19 protein-coding genes and 1 rRNA gene are annotated in these 18,037 nt (G+C 48.0%); 7 read left to right on the forward strand and 13 right to left on the reverse strand.

Going from position 1 to position 18,037, the window contains the following annotated elements:
• A 16S ribosomal RNA gene (locus tag AB1L17_RS09265) occupies positions 1 to 74 on the reverse strand; the annotation flags it as partial.
• A gap of 411 nt (positions 75 to 485) precedes the next feature.
• On the opposite strand from AB1L17_RS09265, the gene AB1L17_RS09270 reads away from it, so the two are divergent.
• On the forward strand, positions 486 to 767 hold the full coding sequence (locus AB1L17_RS09270) for a hypothetical protein (RefSeq protein ID WP_412844740.1): 282 nt from the start codon (positions 486 to 488) through the stop codon (positions 765 to 767).
• Positions 768 to 834: 67 nt separating this feature from the next.
• On the opposite strand, the gene AB1L17_RS09275 is transcribed toward AB1L17_RS09270, so the two are convergent.
• The 3 genes from AB1L17_RS09275 to AB1L17_RS09285 are packed head-to-tail and all read right to left on the reverse strand — an operon-like array spanning position 835 to position 4,045.
• Entirely contained in the window at positions 835 to 1,611 is a 777-nt protein-coding gene (locus AB1L17_RS09275; RefSeq protein WP_412844739.1) for a fumarylacetoacetate hydrolase family protein, read from the reverse strand.
• Between the two features lie 40 nt (positions 1,612 to 1,651).
• Positions 1,652 to 2,851 (reverse strand): tRNA uracil 4-sulfurtransferase ThiI, encoded by a 1,200-nt coding sequence (thiI, locus tag AB1L17_RS09280; protein ID WP_412844738.1) that lies wholly within the window; start codon positions 2,849 to 2,851, stop codon positions 1,652 to 1,654.
• Positions 2,852 to 2,875: 24 nt separating this feature from the next.
• Positions 2,876 to 4,045 (reverse strand): cysteine desulfurase family protein, encoded by a 1,170-nt coding sequence (locus tag AB1L17_RS09285; protein ID WP_412844737.1) that lies wholly within the window; start codon positions 4,043 to 4,045, stop codon positions 2,876 to 2,878.
• Positions 4,046 to 4,322: 277 nt separating this feature from the next.
• On the opposite strand from AB1L17_RS09285, the gene AB1L17_RS09290 reads away from it, so the two are divergent.
• Positions 4,323 to 4,469, forward strand: a complete 147-nt coding sequence (locus AB1L17_RS09290) for a hypothetical protein (RefSeq protein WP_412844736.1) — start codon at positions 4,323 to 4,325, stop codon at positions 4,467 to 4,469.
• A gap of 113 nt (positions 4,470 to 4,582) precedes the next feature.
• Here AB1L17_RS09290 and dapF read toward each other — a convergent pair whose 3' ends face one another.
• Entirely contained in the window at positions 4,583 to 5,443 is an 861-nt protein-coding gene (dapF, locus tag AB1L17_RS09295) for a diaminopimelate epimerase (protein ID WP_412844735.1), read from the reverse strand.
• Between the two features lie 141 nt (positions 5,444 to 5,584).
• On the opposite strand from dapF, the gene AB1L17_RS09300 reads away from it, so the two are divergent.
• Positions 5,585 to 6,118 (forward strand): DUF84 family protein, encoded by a 534-nt coding sequence (locus AB1L17_RS09300; RefSeq protein WP_412844734.1) that lies wholly within the window; start codon positions 5,585 to 5,587, stop codon positions 6,116 to 6,118.
• A gap of 61 nt (positions 6,119 to 6,179) precedes the next feature.
• Here AB1L17_RS09300 and AB1L17_RS09305 read toward each other — a convergent pair whose 3' ends face one another.
• On the reverse strand, positions 6,180 to 6,761 hold the full coding sequence (locus AB1L17_RS09305) for a YnaG family membrane protein (protein WP_412844733.1): 582 nt from the start codon (positions 6,759 to 6,761) through the stop codon (positions 6,180 to 6,182).
• Between the two features lie 97 nt (positions 6,762 to 6,858).
• Here AB1L17_RS09305 and AB1L17_RS09310 point away from each other — a divergent pair, with 97 nt between their 5' ends.
• Positions 6,859 to 7,446: a 5' nucleotidase, NT5C type gene (locus AB1L17_RS09310; protein ID WP_412844732.1), complete on the forward strand. Its 588-nt coding sequence runs from the start codon at positions 6,859 to 6,861 to the stop codon at positions 7,444 to 7,446.
• 61 nt (positions 7,447 to 7,507) lie between these two features.
• Here the strand turns inward: AB1L17_RS09310 and AB1L17_RS09315 are convergent, their stop codons facing one another.
• Complete coding sequence (locus AB1L17_RS09315) at positions 7,508 to 7,732, reverse strand: DUF1540 domain-containing protein (protein ID WP_412844731.1); 225 nt, start codon at positions 7,730 to 7,732, stop codon at positions 7,508 to 7,510.
• A gap of 99 nt (positions 7,733 to 7,831) precedes the next feature.
• Here AB1L17_RS09315 and AB1L17_RS09320 point away from each other — a divergent pair, with 99 nt between their 5' ends.
• Entirely contained in the window at positions 7,832 to 8,611 is a 780-nt protein-coding gene (locus AB1L17_RS09320; protein ID WP_412844730.1) for an SDR family NAD(P)-dependent oxidoreductase, read from the forward strand.
• On the opposite strand, the gene AB1L17_RS09325 is transcribed toward AB1L17_RS09320, so the two are convergent.
• Together AB1L17_RS09325 and AB1L17_RS09330 are read right to left on the reverse strand one after the other, a co-directional pair.
• Positions 8,588 to 9,844, reverse strand: a complete 1,257-nt coding sequence (locus AB1L17_RS09325) for an MFS transporter (protein ID WP_412844729.1) — start codon at positions 9,842 to 9,844, stop codon at positions 8,588 to 8,590. The genes AB1L17_RS09320 and AB1L17_RS09325 overlap by 24 nt on opposite strands.
• 146 nt (positions 9,845 to 9,990) lie before the next feature.
• Positions 9,991 to 11,199 (reverse strand): MFS transporter, encoded by a 1,209-nt coding sequence (locus AB1L17_RS09330; protein ID WP_412844728.1) that lies wholly within the window; start codon positions 11,197 to 11,199, stop codon positions 9,991 to 9,993.
• 164 nt (positions 11,200 to 11,363) lie between these two features.
• Between AB1L17_RS09330 and AB1L17_RS09335 the strand changes: the two genes are divergently transcribed.
• A complete protein-coding gene (locus AB1L17_RS09335; protein WP_412844727.1) occupies positions 11,364 to 12,098 on the forward strand; it encodes a helix-turn-helix domain-containing protein in 735 nt (244 codons plus the stop codon).
• Entirely contained in the window at positions 12,070 to 13,389 is a 1,320-nt protein-coding gene (locus AB1L17_RS09340) for an MFS transporter (RefSeq protein WP_412844726.1), read from the forward strand. Before AB1L17_RS09335 ends, AB1L17_RS09340 begins: the two co-directional genes overlap by 29 nt.
• A 73-nt stretch (positions 13,390 to 13,462) precedes the next feature.
• Here AB1L17_RS09340 and AB1L17_RS09345 read toward each other — a convergent pair whose 3' ends face one another.
• Genes AB1L17_RS09345 through AB1L17_RS09360 form a run of 4 tightly spaced genes read right to left on the reverse strand, consistent with a single transcriptional unit; the run spans position 13,463 to position 18,018 of the window.
• Positions 13,463 to 14,899, reverse strand: coding sequence for a serine hydrolase domain-containing protein (locus AB1L17_RS09345; RefSeq protein WP_412844725.1), 1,437 nt, complete (start codon positions 14,897 to 14,899; stop codon positions 13,463 to 13,465).
• Positions 14,900 to 14,931: 32 nt separating this feature from the next.
• The gene (menC, locus tag AB1L17_RS09350) at positions 14,932 to 16,044 is read right to left on the reverse strand and encodes an o-succinylbenzoate synthase (protein WP_412844724.1); all 1,113 of its coding nucleotides are present in this window, start codon (positions 16,042 to 16,044) and stop codon (positions 14,932 to 14,934) included.
• Entirely contained in the window at positions 16,025 to 17,032 is a 1,008-nt protein-coding gene (locus tag AB1L17_RS09355; RefSeq protein ID WP_412844723.1) for an ABC transporter ATP-binding protein, read from the reverse strand. The genes menC and AB1L17_RS09355 overlap by 20 nt, the downstream gene beginning before the upstream one ends.
• Positions 17,029 to 18,018, reverse strand: a complete 990-nt coding sequence (locus AB1L17_RS09360; protein WP_412844722.1) for an ABC transporter ATP-binding protein — start codon at positions 18,016 to 18,018, stop codon at positions 17,029 to 17,031. Before AB1L17_RS09360 ends, AB1L17_RS09355 begins: the two co-directional genes overlap by 4 nt.
• Positions 18,019 to 18,037: the final 19 nt, after the last annotated feature.

The following is an 18,037-nucleotide window of genomic DNA, read 5'->3' on the forward strand; positions in this document are numbered from 1 at the left end:
GAGACTCGCTCGACTTGCATGTATTAGGCACGCCGCCAGCGTTCGTCCTGAGCCAGGATCAAACTCTCCAATAAAGTTTGTTACTGGTTCAAAGCTGGCAAATCATTTAATGATAGACTCATTAACGCTTTCGCTGTTCAGTTTTCAAAGAGCATTTTGAGTTATTCGCCCGAAGGCGACTTCTCGATCTTATCACATCGCAACCACTTTCGCAAGATGTTTTTTTAACCATTTCGCTTCGTTCAGCAGCGACAAGATCTAATATAACAAAATCACCAGATGTAAGTCAAGTGTTTCTTTCACTTTTTTATTGATGATTATTTAAGTGAATTGATTGTTTCGAGCAGAATTTAAATATAAATGAATTAAATGTCTAAGTCAATAGGAAAAACGAATAGTGATTCTCTTTTTATTTCACACTATAAACGCTAGGCATTTTAGCTGCGTACCCGTGAAGTATCCAATAAAAAAACGGCGGTGTTACTATGGATCCAAAACCAACCTATGAAGAATACGAAAACGACCACTACAGTGAATTATCTACTGTAGAGTCACAGCGCAATGAAATACTTCAAGAAGAATTTCCGGAGGGGCCTTTTGGAGCTGCAACCAACGAAGCTCGCTTAGGGAAAGCAACAGGCTGGGAACCCGGACAGCATTCCACCACCACTCGATTCACTTACGAAACAAGGCAGATGCATCAAGACCTCCCTAGACAAGACCCATCCGCGCACCCCATTCACGATGATCCGAACGAAGAAGAATAAGCATAAAAAACGAAGCCCCCTCTTAAACAAGCAGGGGGCTTCGTCCATCTTATCTATGAATGCGTGACTACTCCTCAGCAACAACATGAGTCGTTAAGGTTCCGACCCCTTCAATACTGACCGAAATTTCGTCACCTGGCACAAGCTCGCCTACACCAGATGGAGTCCCGGTTAAAATAACATCACCTGGGCGAAGCGTCATGACAGCAGATACAGCTTCAATCAGCTCCGGAATCGAAAAAATCAATTGGTCTGTGCGCGCATCCTGACGTACTTCCCCGTTTACTCGTGTCACGATACGCAAGTTCTGATAATCCAGTTTTGCTGCAATGGCTGGTCCAAGCGGACAAAACGTATCAAAGCCTTTTGCCCGCGTCCATTGCCCATCGCTCATTTGCAAATCGCGAGCCGTCACATCAATCGCGCAGGTGAAGCCCAAAATATAATCGTCTGCATCCGCAGCCTTGATTTGCTTGGCCTCTTTTTTAATGACCACGGCGAGTTCCCCTTCATAATGAAGGTTCTGCGTCAGCTTCGGATACACGATCGGCTCACCAGGACCGATAACCGTTGTCGATGGCTTCAAAAACATCAACGGCTCTTTTGGCAAGTCAATCCCCATCTCAGCCGCGTGGTCCCGATAATTCAAACCGATGCACACGACCTTGCTTGGATCGCTCGGCGCCTTTAACGTGACCTCATCTAAAGGCAGCTCAAGACCCGTCATGATCGGTTTTGCCGTATGGATTTTGTATATATCCCCTTCGATCACGCGTACTTTGTGATCCTCCTCCACCATCCAGCCATGCTTCACCTTACCATTGCGCTCATAACGGATTATCATTGTCCTTCTCCCCCGTATCGCGATTTTCTCTATGATTGCATTAGAATAGGTCGGTTGTCGTTTCTTTCGGCTTAGTCGTAATCTCTTCTATTTCCGTTCGCGCGACAGCATCCTCCACTAACGCTTCCACATCTAGAGCTTCCTCAAATTTTGCAGCGAGGCGAGGCTTTGGACGTGTTACAGGATTTTTCGGAGTAAACACTGTGCAGCAGTCTTCATATGGCAAAATGGACAGCTCGTACGTATCGATTTGGCGAGAAATGTCCACAATGTCTACCTTGTCCATTGCTACCAGCGGTCGCAGGATCGGAATCGAAATAACCTTGTTGATCGTGTCCATGCTCTCCAGGGTTTGCGACGCGACTTGACCGAGGCTTTCCCCTGTTGCGAGTGCCTTGGCATTGGTATTTTCTGCGACGCGCTCCGATATGCGCATCATGAAACGTCTCATAATAGTGATCAGATAGTCTTCGGGGCATTTTTCACGAATAGCGGTCTGAATCTCAGTAAACGGTACAACGTGGAGACGGACAGTTCCTCCCCATTTGGTCAGCTTGTGAGCCAAGTCACGCACTTTTTGCAAAGCGCGTTCGCTTGTAAACGGGTAGCTGTGGAAGTGAATAGCTTCAAGTGTCACCCCGCGCTTCAGCATCATCCAACCAGCTACAGGACTGTCGATACCACCAGATAGAAGCAACAGCACTTTTCCGCTTACCCCAACTGGCAATCCACCTGGTCCCGGGATGGTTTCACAGCTAATGTAAGTGCCCTCGGTGCGAATTTCTACATTAACAATGGTATCTGGCTCGTGCAAGTCTACACTGATAGCAGGAAGAGCACGCAAAATGTGCGTCGCTACCATTCGATTCACTTCCATAGAAGGAATCGGATAACGTTTATCTGCACGACGAGATACCACGCGGAACGTGCGCGGCTGTGGATTCAATTGACGGACCATCTCCAACGCTTTTTCCTTGATCGATTCAATATCAGGATCTACCTGGATCGTCGGACTAAATGAAGAAATACCAAAGACGCGCTTCAATCGCTCCATCACTGCATAAGCGTCCTCACCGTGCAGCTCCACATACATCCGACCGTAATTACGTCGAACTTTCACCTTAAAAAACGAGCGCAATACGTTTTTCACACTTTTTACTAGTGCTTCCTCGAACTGATCGCGATTTTTCCCTTTTAGCGCTAATTCACCATAACGAATTAAAATGACATCGTAGTTCATGTTACTCTCCTTTAGTTGTCCACACTATTTTCTATTGGCTGGGGCAGGCTGTTGTTTCATATAAGTACGAAGTACACTCACGCATTCTCCTAACGCTGTCAAAAACTGCTGAATGTCCTCGATTGTATTTTCTCTGCCCAAACTGACCCGCAAAGACGATAACGCACAATCCCGCTCGATTCCAATCGCAGTCAGCACTCTGCTCGGCTCATTTGCTTTCGATGAGCACGCTGATTTGGTGGATACCAAAAAGCCTCTTTCCTCCAAAGCATGCAACAGTACCTCGGCTTTTACTCCTGGTACAGACAAGTTCATGATATGGGGTGCGGTATTCGTTGCCGGCGTATTCACGATACAGCCGTCAATCGCGGCAATCCCTTCCCGAAGCTGCTGATTCAAATTTTGCAGCCTGATATTCTCGACGCTACCCAATTCTTCCAGGATACGAATTGCTTTCGCCATACCAGCGATGGCCGGGAGGTTTTCTGTTCCTGAACGAACTCCGCCTTCTTGACCGCCGCCCATCATCAATGGATGAATGATTAAGCCCTCTCGCTTATACAAAATGCCTACACCACGAGGGCCATAAAATTTATGGGCAGAGACGCTCAACAGATCAATCCCCGAATCCTTGATACGCAAGGGAACTTTTCCAATTCCTTGGACAGCATCGACATGAAAAAGGACTTTCGGAAATTGCTTGAGCCATTGTCCGATTTCTACGATCGGCTGAATTGTTCCCAGTTCGTTATTCACATGCATGACCGAAACGAGAATCGTATCCGAACGCATTGCCTTCTGAACATCCTCTACGGAAACGCGACCGTCACGATCTACCGGTAAATACGTAACCGTAAATCCAAGAGCCTCTAACTGTTTGCATACATCATAAACAGCCGGATGCTCCACCTGTGTCGTAATAATATGTTTCCCTCTGTTTTGATATTGAAAGGCTACACCCTTGATCGCCGTATTATTACTCTCGGTACCACCCGAAGTAAAAACAACTTCACTTTCTTTACAGCCCAAGTACTGTGCAGCAACCTTTCGCGCCTGCTTCAGTACATTTTCCGCCTCTACTCCTTTTTGATGCAAAGAAGACGGGTTTCCATAGTAACTTTCCATTGCGCGTCTCACGGTTTCAATCACTTGAGGATGAGGCCGGGTAGTCGCACTGTTGTCCAAGTAAATCACCAGTCCACACCTTCCTGTGGGCAAGATGCCCGAATACTACGCTTCATCATAACATGACTTTTCGAAAAGAACATACAGAGTATTGCACATCTCGACCTTATTTTTCCCCGAGTATACTGCTCTCAACAGCCCAAATCAGACAAATCTGAACAACCGTTCACAGACTATTCACGGATAAAGCGCTTACATCCAAATATAGGCTATTTACAATGTTTTGGCCTTTCGTTAGAATAGTCAATAAATTTAGATAAAAAACGACAACAAGGAGAGAACCACCATGACAGCACAAGCCATGCAAGAAGAAATCAAGAAGATGGAAGCCGAATTGAAAAGACTGCAAGCAGAACTGGCGAAGATGAACAAAAATACCCCTCAGTACGATCGCACGGATGTCGCGTACTTAAATGAGGTGTATAACGGGTGACACTCATTCGAATTCGATAGCGTGGTGACGGTAAGATGGATGCGCCGTGACCACGCTATTTTTTGTAAAAAAACCGCTCCAGTCGCATTCGACGGAACGGTATTGGATTGCAGCTATTTGTATGGAATCTCCCCTAAATACTCACCAGAAAAAACTTCAGTAGCTGGACCCGTCATATAGACTCGGTTGTCCGCTTCCCTCCATTCAATGAAGAGATCTCCTCCTGCCAGGTGGACCGTAACGTTTCTATCGGTTTTTCCTCTTAAGGTGGCAGCCACAGCAGCGGCGCAAGCGCCCGTCCCACAGGCAAGCGTCACTCCTGACCCCCGCTCCCATACGCGGAAAAGAATCTCCTCTCGACTCAATATTTGGATAAATTCGACGTTCGTTCGCTCTGGAAACCACTCATGATACTCAATCATTGGACCATAATGACGGACATCTTCTTCCTTTACTTCATCCACGAAAAGGATGGCATGAGGATTGCCCATGGAAACAGCGGTCAGCGTAAACGCAGTTCCATCGACCTCGATAACCTCTTCCCTCACTCGCTCCTCGGGAATGCCTGTCATCGGGATCGCCGCCCGCTCAAAACGAGGCTCTCCCATATCTATCGTTACTTGCTCGACTTTACCGTCTGCTCCAAGCGAAACGACAGGAGTGACGGTTCCTCCCAACGTCTCCACTGTAAACGTTGTTTGCTTCGTCAAACCGTGATCGTATACGTACTTACTCACACAGCGCAGACCGTTTCCGCAGTTTTTGGCTTCGCTACCATCATTGTTAAATACCCGCATGCGAAAGTCTGCTCGCTCAGATGGCATGATGAGGATTAGCCCATCGCCCCCAATACCAAAATTGCGATCGCTCACCCTTCTCGCCAATTCAGGTAAATCTACACCCGTTAAGTCTTCTGCAAAACAGTTGACGTACACGTAATCATTACCTAAGCCATGCAGCTTCGTAAATTTCATCGCCCACTCCTCTTTCTCTTTTGTATGGTTAGTCTGACTTTTCTCTATCCATTATCTTAACACAACGTCGAAAGTCAGGGACGAATCAAAAGGTGGTATACTACCACTAGCATTCATGATGGAAAGAGGTGGAACAAACCGTTGGATTATCATATTTACCGCTATGCACTCGGAACGAAAAATGAGGCAAAACGCCTGGCTGTACAAAAGGCAACCGGAACGGAACCGTTGTGCCTATCTGTCCCCTCGGGGGTAGCCGCTCAACCAATGAGTGAAGAGGAAACCATTACAGGTGCAATCAATCGGGCAAAAGCTGCGTTGGATCAAGCACCAGAAGCCCAGATCGGTTTGGGCTTGGAAGGCGGACTTATGTACGATGAAACGTTTACCAAGCAGTGGTATTTGATCTCCATCTGCGCAGCATGGAATGGTCGTGAACTATTTATTGGAAAAGGCTTGGCTTTTCCGATGCCCAATGATGCTGTTCACCGCATTGCGCAGGAACAAATTGAGCTTAGCACAATCATTGATGAATGGGGGAAAACCGTCGGCAGTAATCATCGTGGCGGGGCATATTCCCTGTTAACCGATAATCGTGTAAGTCGTTCCGAAGTTTTCTGTGACGCTGTTATCGCGGCGATTACCCCATTCGTCTCCACTTTGTACAAAATATAGTAGGACAAAACAAAAACCTCTCCGGCTAATCATAACCGGAGAGGTTTTGCGGTTTGATGCTTTAGCGAGCCGTATAGTACGGGTAGATCACTAATGCGCCCAAAATGGCGATAGCCCCTACAATCATCGCCCAAGCTCCCAGCGTCTTCGAGTTGCGTCGATACGCCAAGTAGCCAAGCACCATACCAATTGGAGCCACCAGGTACGGCATGAGAAACAGGGACAGGATCGATAAGCCCAAGCCAGTCATCCCAATACCGCTGGCCCTATTTTCCCGGCTGTCCTCTTCTGTGTCGATCTCACTGGCAGCACGACTTGTCGGAAAGGGCTCGGCGATTTCCGCCGCGGCCTCGATGTCGTCATCTCTGACTTTGGCGACCGGTGAACGATCCTCTTTTGTCAGGACAACGCCATCCAAACGCTCCGAAAAGTCGTTTCGCTCCTCATCCAGCTCACCCGTATAGCGCTCTGTCAAGGAGTGGGGGTCATAGTGAATCCTGCGCCTCGACCGCTCTTCTTCTTCATCAAAGACGGCCTGTGTCCAAGTATTCGCTGCAAACTCCCTGTCGTGCTGATCAACCGTTTCGGAAAAACCGGTATCTTCCTTCCGCTTCGCATCATTACGTTCGTGTCGATCCAACATAGCATGCTCAGCCCCTTTTTTGGCAAAGGATTAATTAAGTGAAGGAAGTAGCCTTATTGTCTGCCTACGTTGTACAATTTAAACGGGAGGCGAGAGAATGAAACCAGACAAAATCCTAACCATTGGCATTGATATTGACGGTACAGTCACATCACCAAGCAGTATTGTCCCGTTGATGAATGAGAGCTTTGGAAGAGATTTACGATATGAAGATTGTGTGGAGTACAATTTGGCCAATGTGTATCAAATCACGGACGAGGAGTTCGATACATGGCTGGATCAAAACGGGGAGCGTCTTTATGATAGCGCGCCTGTTCACGGAATTGCCGATCAGATTTTGCGGGATTGGTCTTCCTCCCACAAGCTCGTATATATAAGTGCACGTGAGGATCGTCACCGCGATGTGACCTTGCAATGGTTTGCTCGCTATGATATCCCTCACCACGAAGTGGATTTGATTGGAAGCCACGACAAGCTAGCTGCTGCCCGCAAATGGGGCGTGGACCTTTTTTTGGAGGATCGACTAGAGAACGCCTTGCAATTATCAGAAGCATTGCAAATTCCCGTTTTCTTGTTTGACACCCCTTATAATCAAGCTTCCCTTCCCCCGCTTGTCCATCGAGTAACTTCATGGGAAGAGGTTGCCCAAAAAGTAAACGAGCTTTTTTCGGCGACAAGCGTATAGGTCGAATAGCAAAAAGACGTATCACCGTAGAGGGATACGTCCTTTTTGCGCCGAAGCAGCGTTATTTCTTCTCTGATTTCTTCGGCTTAAACGTCAGACAACAGGTTTCAGACGAATTCTTTGCCTGATCCTGGTGCTGGGTGTTTTGACCGTACTCGCCTGCAAACTCTTCTTTTAAGTTTACGTTAGCGTGTGCGTCAATTTCCACCATGATCTCATCGGCGCTGCAAAGATTGCCCTGCGCCCAGTACTCACAGTTTGCTACAGAACATTTTACTGCTGGCATGTGCTTTCACCCCCTAGGGCTAGCCTTCACAACAAATTAGGGGCTTATACTTTGCCATTCACAATGGAAAACAAATACCGCAGAAAAGGAAGAGAATGTATGTCGACACCCCGAATTGTAGTCATCACTGGGGCTTCAGGCGGTCTTGGTCTTGCTTTGACACGGCTTCATTTGGAAAAAGGAGACTGTGTCATTGCCACCAGTCGCAAAGCGATCAGCCATGAAATGGTTTCATTACAAGCAGTTTATCCCAATCACCTCCATCATTATGCGTTAGACGTCAGCAGCAATGAAGATGTTCGTCAATTCGCTGCATGGGTGCACATCCGTTTCGAGCGTTGTGATTTTCTCTACAACAATGCGGGGATGGCTGTCTTTGAGCCGCTTATCGATATGCGTGTAGAGGAGCTCGAAGAAACACTGCGAACGAATATAGCCGGAGTTCTCTACACGACCCGTGCCTTTTTGCCGATGATGCTTCAACAACAGCACGGCCATATTATCACCGTTGCCTCACTAGCCGGACAGGTCGCAACAGCCAAAGCTGCCGTATATGCTGCCAGCAAAGCTGCCGTGATCCGCTTTAGCGAAGGACTGCGCCACGAGCTGCAAAACAGTGGGATTGCCGTAACGTGTGCGATGCCAGGCCCAATCGATACGCCTTTTTTGGATAAGGCAGACAAAACGGGAGCCTATCGCAGCAAAGTGAGCCGTTATTTGTTGACACCGGAACAAACTGCCAAACGAATTTATCAAGCTGCAAAGGCCAAACGCCCAGAGGTTGCCATGCCTTTTCGTCTGCATGCGCTCTCCCGCATCTACTTACTCCTGCCCCACTGGCTAAAACGCATCGTCTCACCGCTCCTCAATCGAAAGTGATGAGGAGTCCTCCAAGTTTTTCAATGCCCCGAACGCAATGATACCGAAAACGATACATACGGCTGCTCCGGCTCCGATTAGCCCTTGAACGCCCGTGACGGGAATCAGGAAACCTGAGACAGCCGCTCCCGCCGGCATCCCTGTCCCCGTAATCGTGCGAACACTGGTCAAAACTCGACCCAAGAGAGCATCGGGCACCTGTTTTTGTAAATAGCTTCTGTACATGATGTTATAAGGCGCAAAGCAAAACCCTGCCACAGCCATCGAAATCATCGCGATCTCTAATGTAGAAAAAAACGCAATCGGTAAGGTCGTTAATCCCCACGCCACGATAATCCCCGCGAGTGTCGAGCCCAACGGAAGCTTCCACGTAATCGTCGAGAAGAATAGTGAACCGAGCAATGCCCCGACTGCCAAGGAGGACCACAGCATCCCTAATGCAACAGCCCCTCCTGCCAAATCCTGATTCGCATACAGCGGAAGTGCAATTTCAATCGGTCCGTACGACATGTTAAACAAGAACGTAAAGAAAACGAGAATGATGATTTGTTTGCGTCCAAATATGTAGCGATACCCTGTGCGCATGTCACTCAAGAGAGAGCGAAAGAACGCGCCCATTTGCCCTTTTGCAATCGATGTTGGATTTGCACTTTTCGTAAGCTCGCGCGGCAAACGGGAGAAGCAGATCGCACATATAAAAAAGCTCGCTGCATCGATCAACAGAACATATGCTTCACCGATCAATCCGATTAATACACCAGCGAGTGCTGGACCAAACATGTAGACGATTTGCCATTGCGTTTCCATCACGCCATTCGCTTTAACCAAGTGATTTTTGTCAGAAACGATCCTTGGCAATAAAGTCTGCGCCCCGGCCGAACTCAACGGAGACAGGATACCTGCAATGACAATCAACACGTAGATCACAAAAAGCGGAACATCATCGACTTGCAATAATGCGACCAACGCGATAAAAATGAGTCCTCGCGCCACATTGTCCATCATGATAAGCTTGCGGCGATCAAACCGATCCAGCAAAACTCCCGCTACCAAACCAGCAAAAACGGCAGGAAGCATATAGGCAAGAACAACCCCACCCATCGCTGCAGGCGAGCCTGTTTTATTCATCACAAACCAGGTCAAACCCATCCAGCCAAACTGATCCCCCAGACCAGATAAGAACATCCCCAGCCAATACCAACGAAATGAACGCTGCCGCCATAATTCCCTCATGCTGCATCTTCCTTTTCTCTTTTTTCCATACATTGTATAATCAGATTCATACTTTTTCAATAATTATATTTATTAAATAAAAAAGTAATATTTAGCACATAAAAAGCCTCTGCTCAAAAACAAGCAGAGGGAAACCTCACTTCATCTCAATATACGTCTGCGATCCGTTCAAGCTTGCGACGGCTCCAAAGCCATAAAAGTCCCGCTGCAACGCCAAACACCCCTAGCCACACAGAGACAGCCGCACTGCCCACCTGCTCTGCACTAAATCCGAGAATGAGGCAGCTAACAGAAAAGCTGCCCATGGTCGCCATCTCCCGAATGGAGAACACGCGAGCCAGATAAGCTGGATCAGACAATCGTTGTAGCTTCGTCACAGACAAAATCGATGAGCAAAACTGAGCAGTTGAAGCAAACAAGATCGCGATAGCCAGCCCCAGAATCGGTTTCGCATGAAACACTGCGATAATCGAGCATCCCATCGCTACGAGTGCCCATCCTTGGACCCGCCATATTCCCTTATCACTCAGTTGGTCAGATAGCTTGTTGACGGCAATCCCAGCTATCACACCTCCAAGCCCCAGCGGAATGTCCAATAGTCCGAAAACGTACAAGCCTTCTCCCCGCTCTGTTAGAACGTAATACATCAGCATAATGTAGTAAGCGCCACATACCCGTTCCGCCATCTGATAACCGATCACACTGCCAATCTCCCGATGCTTACCGATATAGCGGAAGCCCTCCTTTAGCCTTTCCATAAAGGGGACAGCCACTTTCGATACAGTAGAACTGGCGATATGCGGAAGCGGAAGCAAGATGAATAGCGACAACAAATAACAGGCGGCATCGAGCAAAAAGTTATAACGATACGAGAACAAGTAAACCAAAACAGCTGCGACGCCCTGACAAACGATAATGAGAAACGAAGTGGTCCCTTGCAAAAGGGAGTTGGCTGCCAGCCGATCCTTCTCCTCCACGGATTGTACAATCGCAACCTGCATGGCTGGTTGGAAAAAGGCACTGCAAATATTGACCAGAATCAATAATAAAAAAGCCACCCATAAGTAGGTCGCAGAGGTTATGAAGAAAAACAGACTGACAAGAATACCACGCAGCAGATTGACGACAATCATGACCCGCCTTTTATCCCAATTTTCCACAAGTGTTCCTGAGAAAAAACTGGTCAGTACATAAGGCAGCATTCGAAAGACAGTCCCTGCGGCAAAAGAAAGACCTGAACCGCTCAAGTCATGCAAAAGTCCAACAACAGCGATAAACGTAAATTCATTTCCGATGATGTGAACAATGTGGGCCGTATACAAACGGCGAAAGACGGGATGTTGCAAGATCGACACAAGAATGCATCCTTTCACCGTTTTCAATATTGTAGCACTTGTCAAAAAATATTGGCAAATTGATCTTGCGAAGCTGATTGTTTTATTGTTACAATACGTTCAAATAAATCTGAACGTCTAAAAATAACAAAACATTCACGTTCAGTGAAACGAGGTTGATTCATTTGAAACGATATGTGGTTGTGGAAACGCTGGAGCAATTAAAAGCTATCAGCGATTCCTTACGTCTTCAAATCATCACGCTGCTAGTCAAGGAGGCATACACAGGCAAGCAGCTCGCGACTATACTCTCCTTGTCTGCTTCTAAAGTCCACTATCACCTGAAGGAACTGGAAAGCCACGGCTTCGTTGAGGTCGTGCGTACGGAAGAAAAGAACGGGATCGTGCAAAAGTTTTATCGGGCTGTTGCGTACGACTTCAAAGTAAGTGATGATCTGCTGCCCTCCCTGCGCGAAGACAGTATCCTGTTGCAGGAATCGATGCTAAATCACCTGCGATCCAGTATCAATCGCCTGTATAACGCGCCAGAGGAGTCATTCTTGCTCTTTGCGGATCAAGAGGACCCACCGCCAGCAATTGCAGTTAACTCCGAAGTGAAAGCACCTCGGAAAGAAATATTTGCTTGGCTCAAAAAATATCAGGCTTTACTTGAGGAGCTAGCCGATATGGAAGATCGCTACTTAGAGAGGATTGCTGCTGGAGAAGCTGAGGATACGGTTGAAAACTTTTACATGGTCACGGTCGGGTTCATGACGAATGAACGCTACTACGTGGCAGAAGATGAGTCCTTGCCAGATAACTATGAACACCAGCACTCTGAATCCAGGCATTTCACCGGCAAGCTTGTGGTGAAGAAAAAGAAGGAGGAAAATGGAGATGAGCACTCTGGCGACAAATAATTCCCTCTGGAAAAATGGATCGTTTGTCCGGTTATGGTGCGGCACTTTATTTTCGGCAATGGCTGACGGGGCTTTCTTCATCCTCCTTAACTGGTATATCGTGAATGCTATTGGCTCAGGAGCAATCCTCGGCACAACTTTGATCTGTATGTCCATTCCCCGTCTGCTCTTTATGCTTGCGGGTGGGGTGGCTGCCGATCGTTTGAATCGAAAATGGATTATGTTTTCCTCCCTTTTGGCTAGGGGAATTATTTTGGCCGGCTTCAGTTTACTTATGCTTCAAGGAAATGGCGCCTGGTTCCCAGTGAGCCTGTACTTCATGGCAGCTTTATTCGGAACAGTCGATGCATTTTTTTGGCCAGCACGCAGTTCGATTCTGCCCTCTCTTGTCTCTCGAGAACAGCTTGCGCCTGCAAACAGCTTCATGGAACTATGTCATCAAATTAGCTTGGTTGCTGGACCGGTAGTTACTGCCTTATTGATTGGAACCGTTAGTTATCCGATGATGTTTATGATCTTGGCATGCACCTTCTTCGTAGGAACACTCTTTGTACTCTCTCTCCGAACACACTCATACACCAAAGACACGACTTCAGCGTCTTCAACAGATTCAAAGACTAACTCATATTTCAAAGATATCGTGGGAGGCATTCGTTTTACGTATTCAATCCCGATCCTTGCGATTATTTTAACAACATCCCTGTTCACCAACATGATGTTCTCCGGCCCAGTTAACATGATGATTCCCATTCATATAAATGACCTCGGATGGGACGGGAGTGCTTATAGCTCACTTAGTACCTCCCTTGGAGTAGGCATGATTGTCGGCGGGATTTTGACCGGATTGTTTAGGGGATTCCGTGGAAAATTTATGTTACTCCCTGTAATTCTCGGATGTATGGGAGTTGGAATAAGCTCGTATTATTTCATTAAAGAGCTCTCCTTTGGACTTGTCTCTCATTTTCTCATCGGAATGGCTCTTAGTATGACGAATATTCCGTTTATCACCTATATTCAAAGCATTGTCCCTGCCAACATGCTCGGTCGCGTCATGTCATTGCTTTCCTTGATGTCCGTCGGCTTTGGGCCAGTCAGCTATGCACTCTGCTCCTTTCTTCTCGCCAAAAAAATCGCAACACCGGGGCTTCTATTACTCTTTGGCGGTATCATATTTGCAAGTATCAGTCTCAGCCTGTTCTTTTTCCGTGTTTTCCGGCAAATGGAGCAGCATCCGAACTGGAAGAGACCCGTACTGGAGGAGCAACAGCTTCCTGCCACCCTTTCTTCATAAGTCTCTTCTATATATAAATAGACAGAACGCGCACCTCGCAAGCATGAGCACTTGCTGGTACGCGTTTTACTGTTTAAACGGTTTGTTCTTTTTCGGTAAAGACCTTGAGCAGCTGACGTGCACCAAAGCCCATCCGTGTAACTACGCCTGCCTCATCTCGTACAAAGCGGATGTAAGCATCCGTTTCTCCCCGTTTCATGACGAAGCTGTCTTCTCCTACTGACCTTAGCGGAAAATTCGTTCCATCGCACTTGGCTACCAGCTCATTTTCTTCGATTTCAACCGATACAGTCGCCCCTTCGGAAGAGCGGTACTCGCCCGTAAATGCAGGGAGTGCGTCTAGAGCCAGCTCATAATCCGGATATTGGAACGGCACTGTATCCGTAGGGCGTCCATTTGTCGTGTTCAAAATCCCATGCATGATATCCGCCATCGGCCCGCCATCTGTGTTCATGAGAATGGCTCCTGTCAGATTACGCTCGGGGAAAACAAAGATTTGGGCGGCAACTCCCTTGATCGCTCCACCATGCTCAATTAACGTTCCATCGTGGCAATTGGCTACAAACAATCCGTACCCATATGCCTGAAACGGTGAGATAGGGAAATGAGGCGTAGTCATAGCCTGCACGCTCTCCGGTGAGAGCAAGCGATTCTCGCCCACCAATCCACCCGTTCTGAATATTTCCGTATAGCGCAACAGATCGTGAATGGTCGATTTCAGAAAACCAGCGGAGCGCATCGATGGTGAATCCCACCAGGAAGGTGAACGGTATACTTCACCGCCATCCTTTGCGCTTTTTCGGGTAAACAAGGTAGCTACCTCTGCTTCCTCTGGCAAATCTTCAACGAGAAAAGCACTGTTCTTCATCCCGGCAGGCACCAAAATATGGTCATGCACAAACTGCTCGTAAGCAATCCCGCTCACTCTCTCAATAATCAGGCCGAGCATGGCATAGCTGTCGTTGGAATAGCTAAACTCCGTTCCAGGGGCACCCAGAAACTCGTAATTCAGCTTGCCGATGTAGGCCATGAATTCTTCTTTTGTATTGATCTCCTCCGCTTTTTCGAGATCCAGCTCAAGACCGGAGCTAAAGGACTTAACGTCTTCGCTCTCTGCAATGCTTTTTTTCATCGCACCGACTAATGTATCCAAAGGGGGGAAGCCCGCGGTATGTGTCATCAGGTGATGGATGGTAATCGCGTGCGTATAAGCTTCATTAGGTGTGCGCAGCTCTGGGAGATACTTGATGACCGGATCATGAACGGATAGCTTTCCTGCATCCTGAAGCTGCATAATGGCCACACATGTAAATGACTTGGTAACAGAACCAATGCCAAACACCGTATCAGGGGTTATTGCTTTTGCATCCTTTGTGTTGTCAGCCAAGCCAAAGCCATGGAAATAACTCATCTCTCCTCGCTCTGCCAATCCGACTGCTGTCCCAGTTACTTTTGCCTCTGCAAGCAGCTTTTGCGCGTACTCCTCAAACGATTGAACCCATTCCGCCATGCTCCTTCTCCCCTTATCATTTGATCTTTTGGTTAAGGACGAAAGTTTGCCGAACGAATCACATAGTTGCCGATTGCTCTTTTGTTTAGGGTATAGCCAATGCCCGGATCATTCGGAACTGCCAGTTGACCAGGAGCGATCAGCTCTACGCCATTCTCCACGATGTCTTCCTCCCAGTACCGGCTGGATGCTGCCGTATCACCTGGGATCGTAAAATTAGGCAAGGAGGTAATCGCAATGTTGTGTGCACGACCGACACCTGACTCAATCATGCCTCCGCACCAAACTGGAATATTGTGTGCCTGGCACAAGTCGTGAATGCGCTTGGACTCTGTTAATCCACCTACCCTCCCCACCTTGATATTAATAATGCCGCAGCTGCCTAGCTCTATCGCTTTTCTGGCATCATCTACATTGTGAATGCTTTCGTCGAGACAAATCGGCGTGGACAGCTCTCTTTGCAGCTTGGCATGGTCAATAATGTCGTCATGTGCGAGTGGTTGCTCGATCATCATGAGCCCATATTGGTCCAGCTCCTTCATGACGTCCAAATGCTCCATCGTGTAAGCGGAATTCGCATCAGCCATCAGCGGGCAGCCCTCACCAAAGCGTTCGCGAATCGCCCTAATAACGTCTACGTCAAAGCCCGGCTTGATTTTCACTTTGATCTTCGTGTAGCCCTCACCCAGATGGCGCTCTACTTTTGCCAAAACCTGATCCACTGTCGGTTCAATACCAATACTGATCCCGACATCGATGATCGATTTCTCGCCTCCTAATGCCTTGGCGAGAGATATTCCTTTTTGCTTGCTGTACAAATCCCAGATGGCACCTTCCAAAGCGGATTTCGCCATGTTGTTTCTACGGATGGGTGCAAACAGCCGATCCACATCCTCCGGGGTCTCGATCTCACTCGCAAACAGCTTCGGAATCATAAACTGCTCCATCATGTGCCAAGCAGTCCCGGTTGTTTCTTCACTATAATAAGGCTCAGACATCGCCACACTCTCTGCGTGTCCTACCTCTCCTTCTCCATAGACGCTGACCAGAATGAGCTCCTTGATGGTCGTATGTCCAAAGCTCGTTTCAAAACGGAAACGAAGTGGCATGTGTAGTTGCTGCAATTCAATTCGTTCGATTTTCAATGTACTTCATCCCTTCTGTTCCATATAAATGACAAGCGACAAAATGTTGAGGCGAAGCTTGAGTAGTGACAGGACGAACTGTGCTGCATATTTCCGTGGCATGAGAGCACCGGGTATGGAAAGCACATCCGGCAGGTACATTCGCTGGCGAGGGAACATCCCCGGTAAGAACGATTCGCTCTTTTTTCCGAAACGGATTGGCTTTGGGGACAGCTGACATCAGTGCTTGTGTATACGGATGCAGCGGGCGTGTAAACAAATCTTTTTTGCTCGCGATTTCGACAATCCGCCCAAGGTACATAACAGCAATCCGGTCACTGATGTGCCGAACGACACCCAGGTCATGCGAAATAAACAGATAGCTCAACCCCAACCGATGCTGCAAATCCTGCAAAAGATTCACGATCTGCGCCTGAATGGAGACATCGAGTGCAGAAACCGGCTCATCGGCGACAATCATGGAGGGCTCCACCGCCAAAGCTCGGGCGATCCCGATTCTCTGGCGTTGCCCACCGCTAAACTCATGAGGAAAACGACTGGCATGTTGAGCATTCAGCCCAACCAGCTGAAGCAGTTCCCTCACTTGCTCGCGCCTTTCTGTCGAGGACAACTGTGGATTTTTGACACCTAACGCTTCCTCCAATGCTCCTTGCACAGTCATCCTGGGATTTAGTGACGCATACGGGTCCTGGAATACGATCTGCATTCGTTTGCGGAGTGGGCGAAAACGTGCAGCCGACATGTCAGAAATGTTTTGTCCCTCAAAATGAATCGTTCCTCCTGTCGGCTGAATCAGTCGCATGATGCTGCGCCCTGTTGTGGATTTGCCACAGCCGCTCTCCCCTACCAGTCCAAGCGTTTCCCCTTTTTTCAATTGGAAGGAAACACCATCTACAGCCTTGATCACTTCGTCGCTATTGCGAAACAGTCCTTTATTGATAGGAAAATATGTCTTCAAATCATTTACCGATAACAAAATATCGCTCATACCGCCATCTCCTTGTTCTCATACAGCCAGCATCGAACAGCCTGTGTGCCTGTACCCGTTGCCATAAGCGGCGGCTTTTCTTGGTGACATCGCTCCTCCGCATGCGAGCAGCGGAAGCGGAATGCGCATCCTTGTGTGACTTCTCCCAAAAGCGGAACACTGCCTTCGATCGGATCGAGGCGCAGCTTTTCCTCCTCATCCAAATCGGGTATACAGCGCAAAAGCCCAACCGTGTACGGATGCTTCGGATGCGAAAACAGGCTCGCAACGTCGGCTTCCTCCACAATTTCACCGTAGTACATCACGAGAACGCGATCAGCCATTTCTGCCACAACTCCCAAGTCATGCGTTATGAGCAGCAGAGAGGTATGATCCGTTTCCTTCAGTTCGTTCATCAGCTCCAGGATTTGCGCTTGAATCGTCACGTCCAAGGCGGTCGTCGGTTCGTCTGCGATTAGCAAGTCAGGGTTACACGCCATCGCCATTGCGATCATGACGCGCTGCTTCATCCCACCTGATAGCTGATGAGGGTATTCTCGCAAGATGTCTTCCGCTCGCGGCACACCTACTTTCTTGAGCATTTCAATGGCTTTTGCCTGTCTTGCTTTCTTCGATAAGTCGGTATGCAAAAGGTATACTTCTTCCAGCTGTTTGCCAATCGTATGGACCGGATTCAGTGACGTCATCGGTTCCTGAAAAATCATCGCAATTTCCTTGCCGCGAATTTTGCGCAGTTCTTTTGTACTTAATTGATTCAATACTGTTTCACGAAACCGTATACTCCCCTCCATCTGTGCATGTGAGCGGGATAAAAGCCCCATGATGGCCAAGGACGTTACGCTTTTCCCACAGCCAGACTCCCCTACTAGCGCCACGGTTTCACCTTTTTTCATCTGAAAAGAAATGCCTTGCAGCGCGGGCAGCTCTCCCTTGTCCGTCTTAAACTGCAAGCGTAAGTCTTTGACTTCCAGCAATACCTCTTTCATCAGTTCGTGCCCCCCTTCA

The organism is Brevibacillus jepli (assembly GCF_047229145.1).
Taxonomy (GTDB): domain Bacteria; phylum Bacillota; class Bacilli; order Brevibacillales; family Brevibacillaceae; genus Brevibacillus.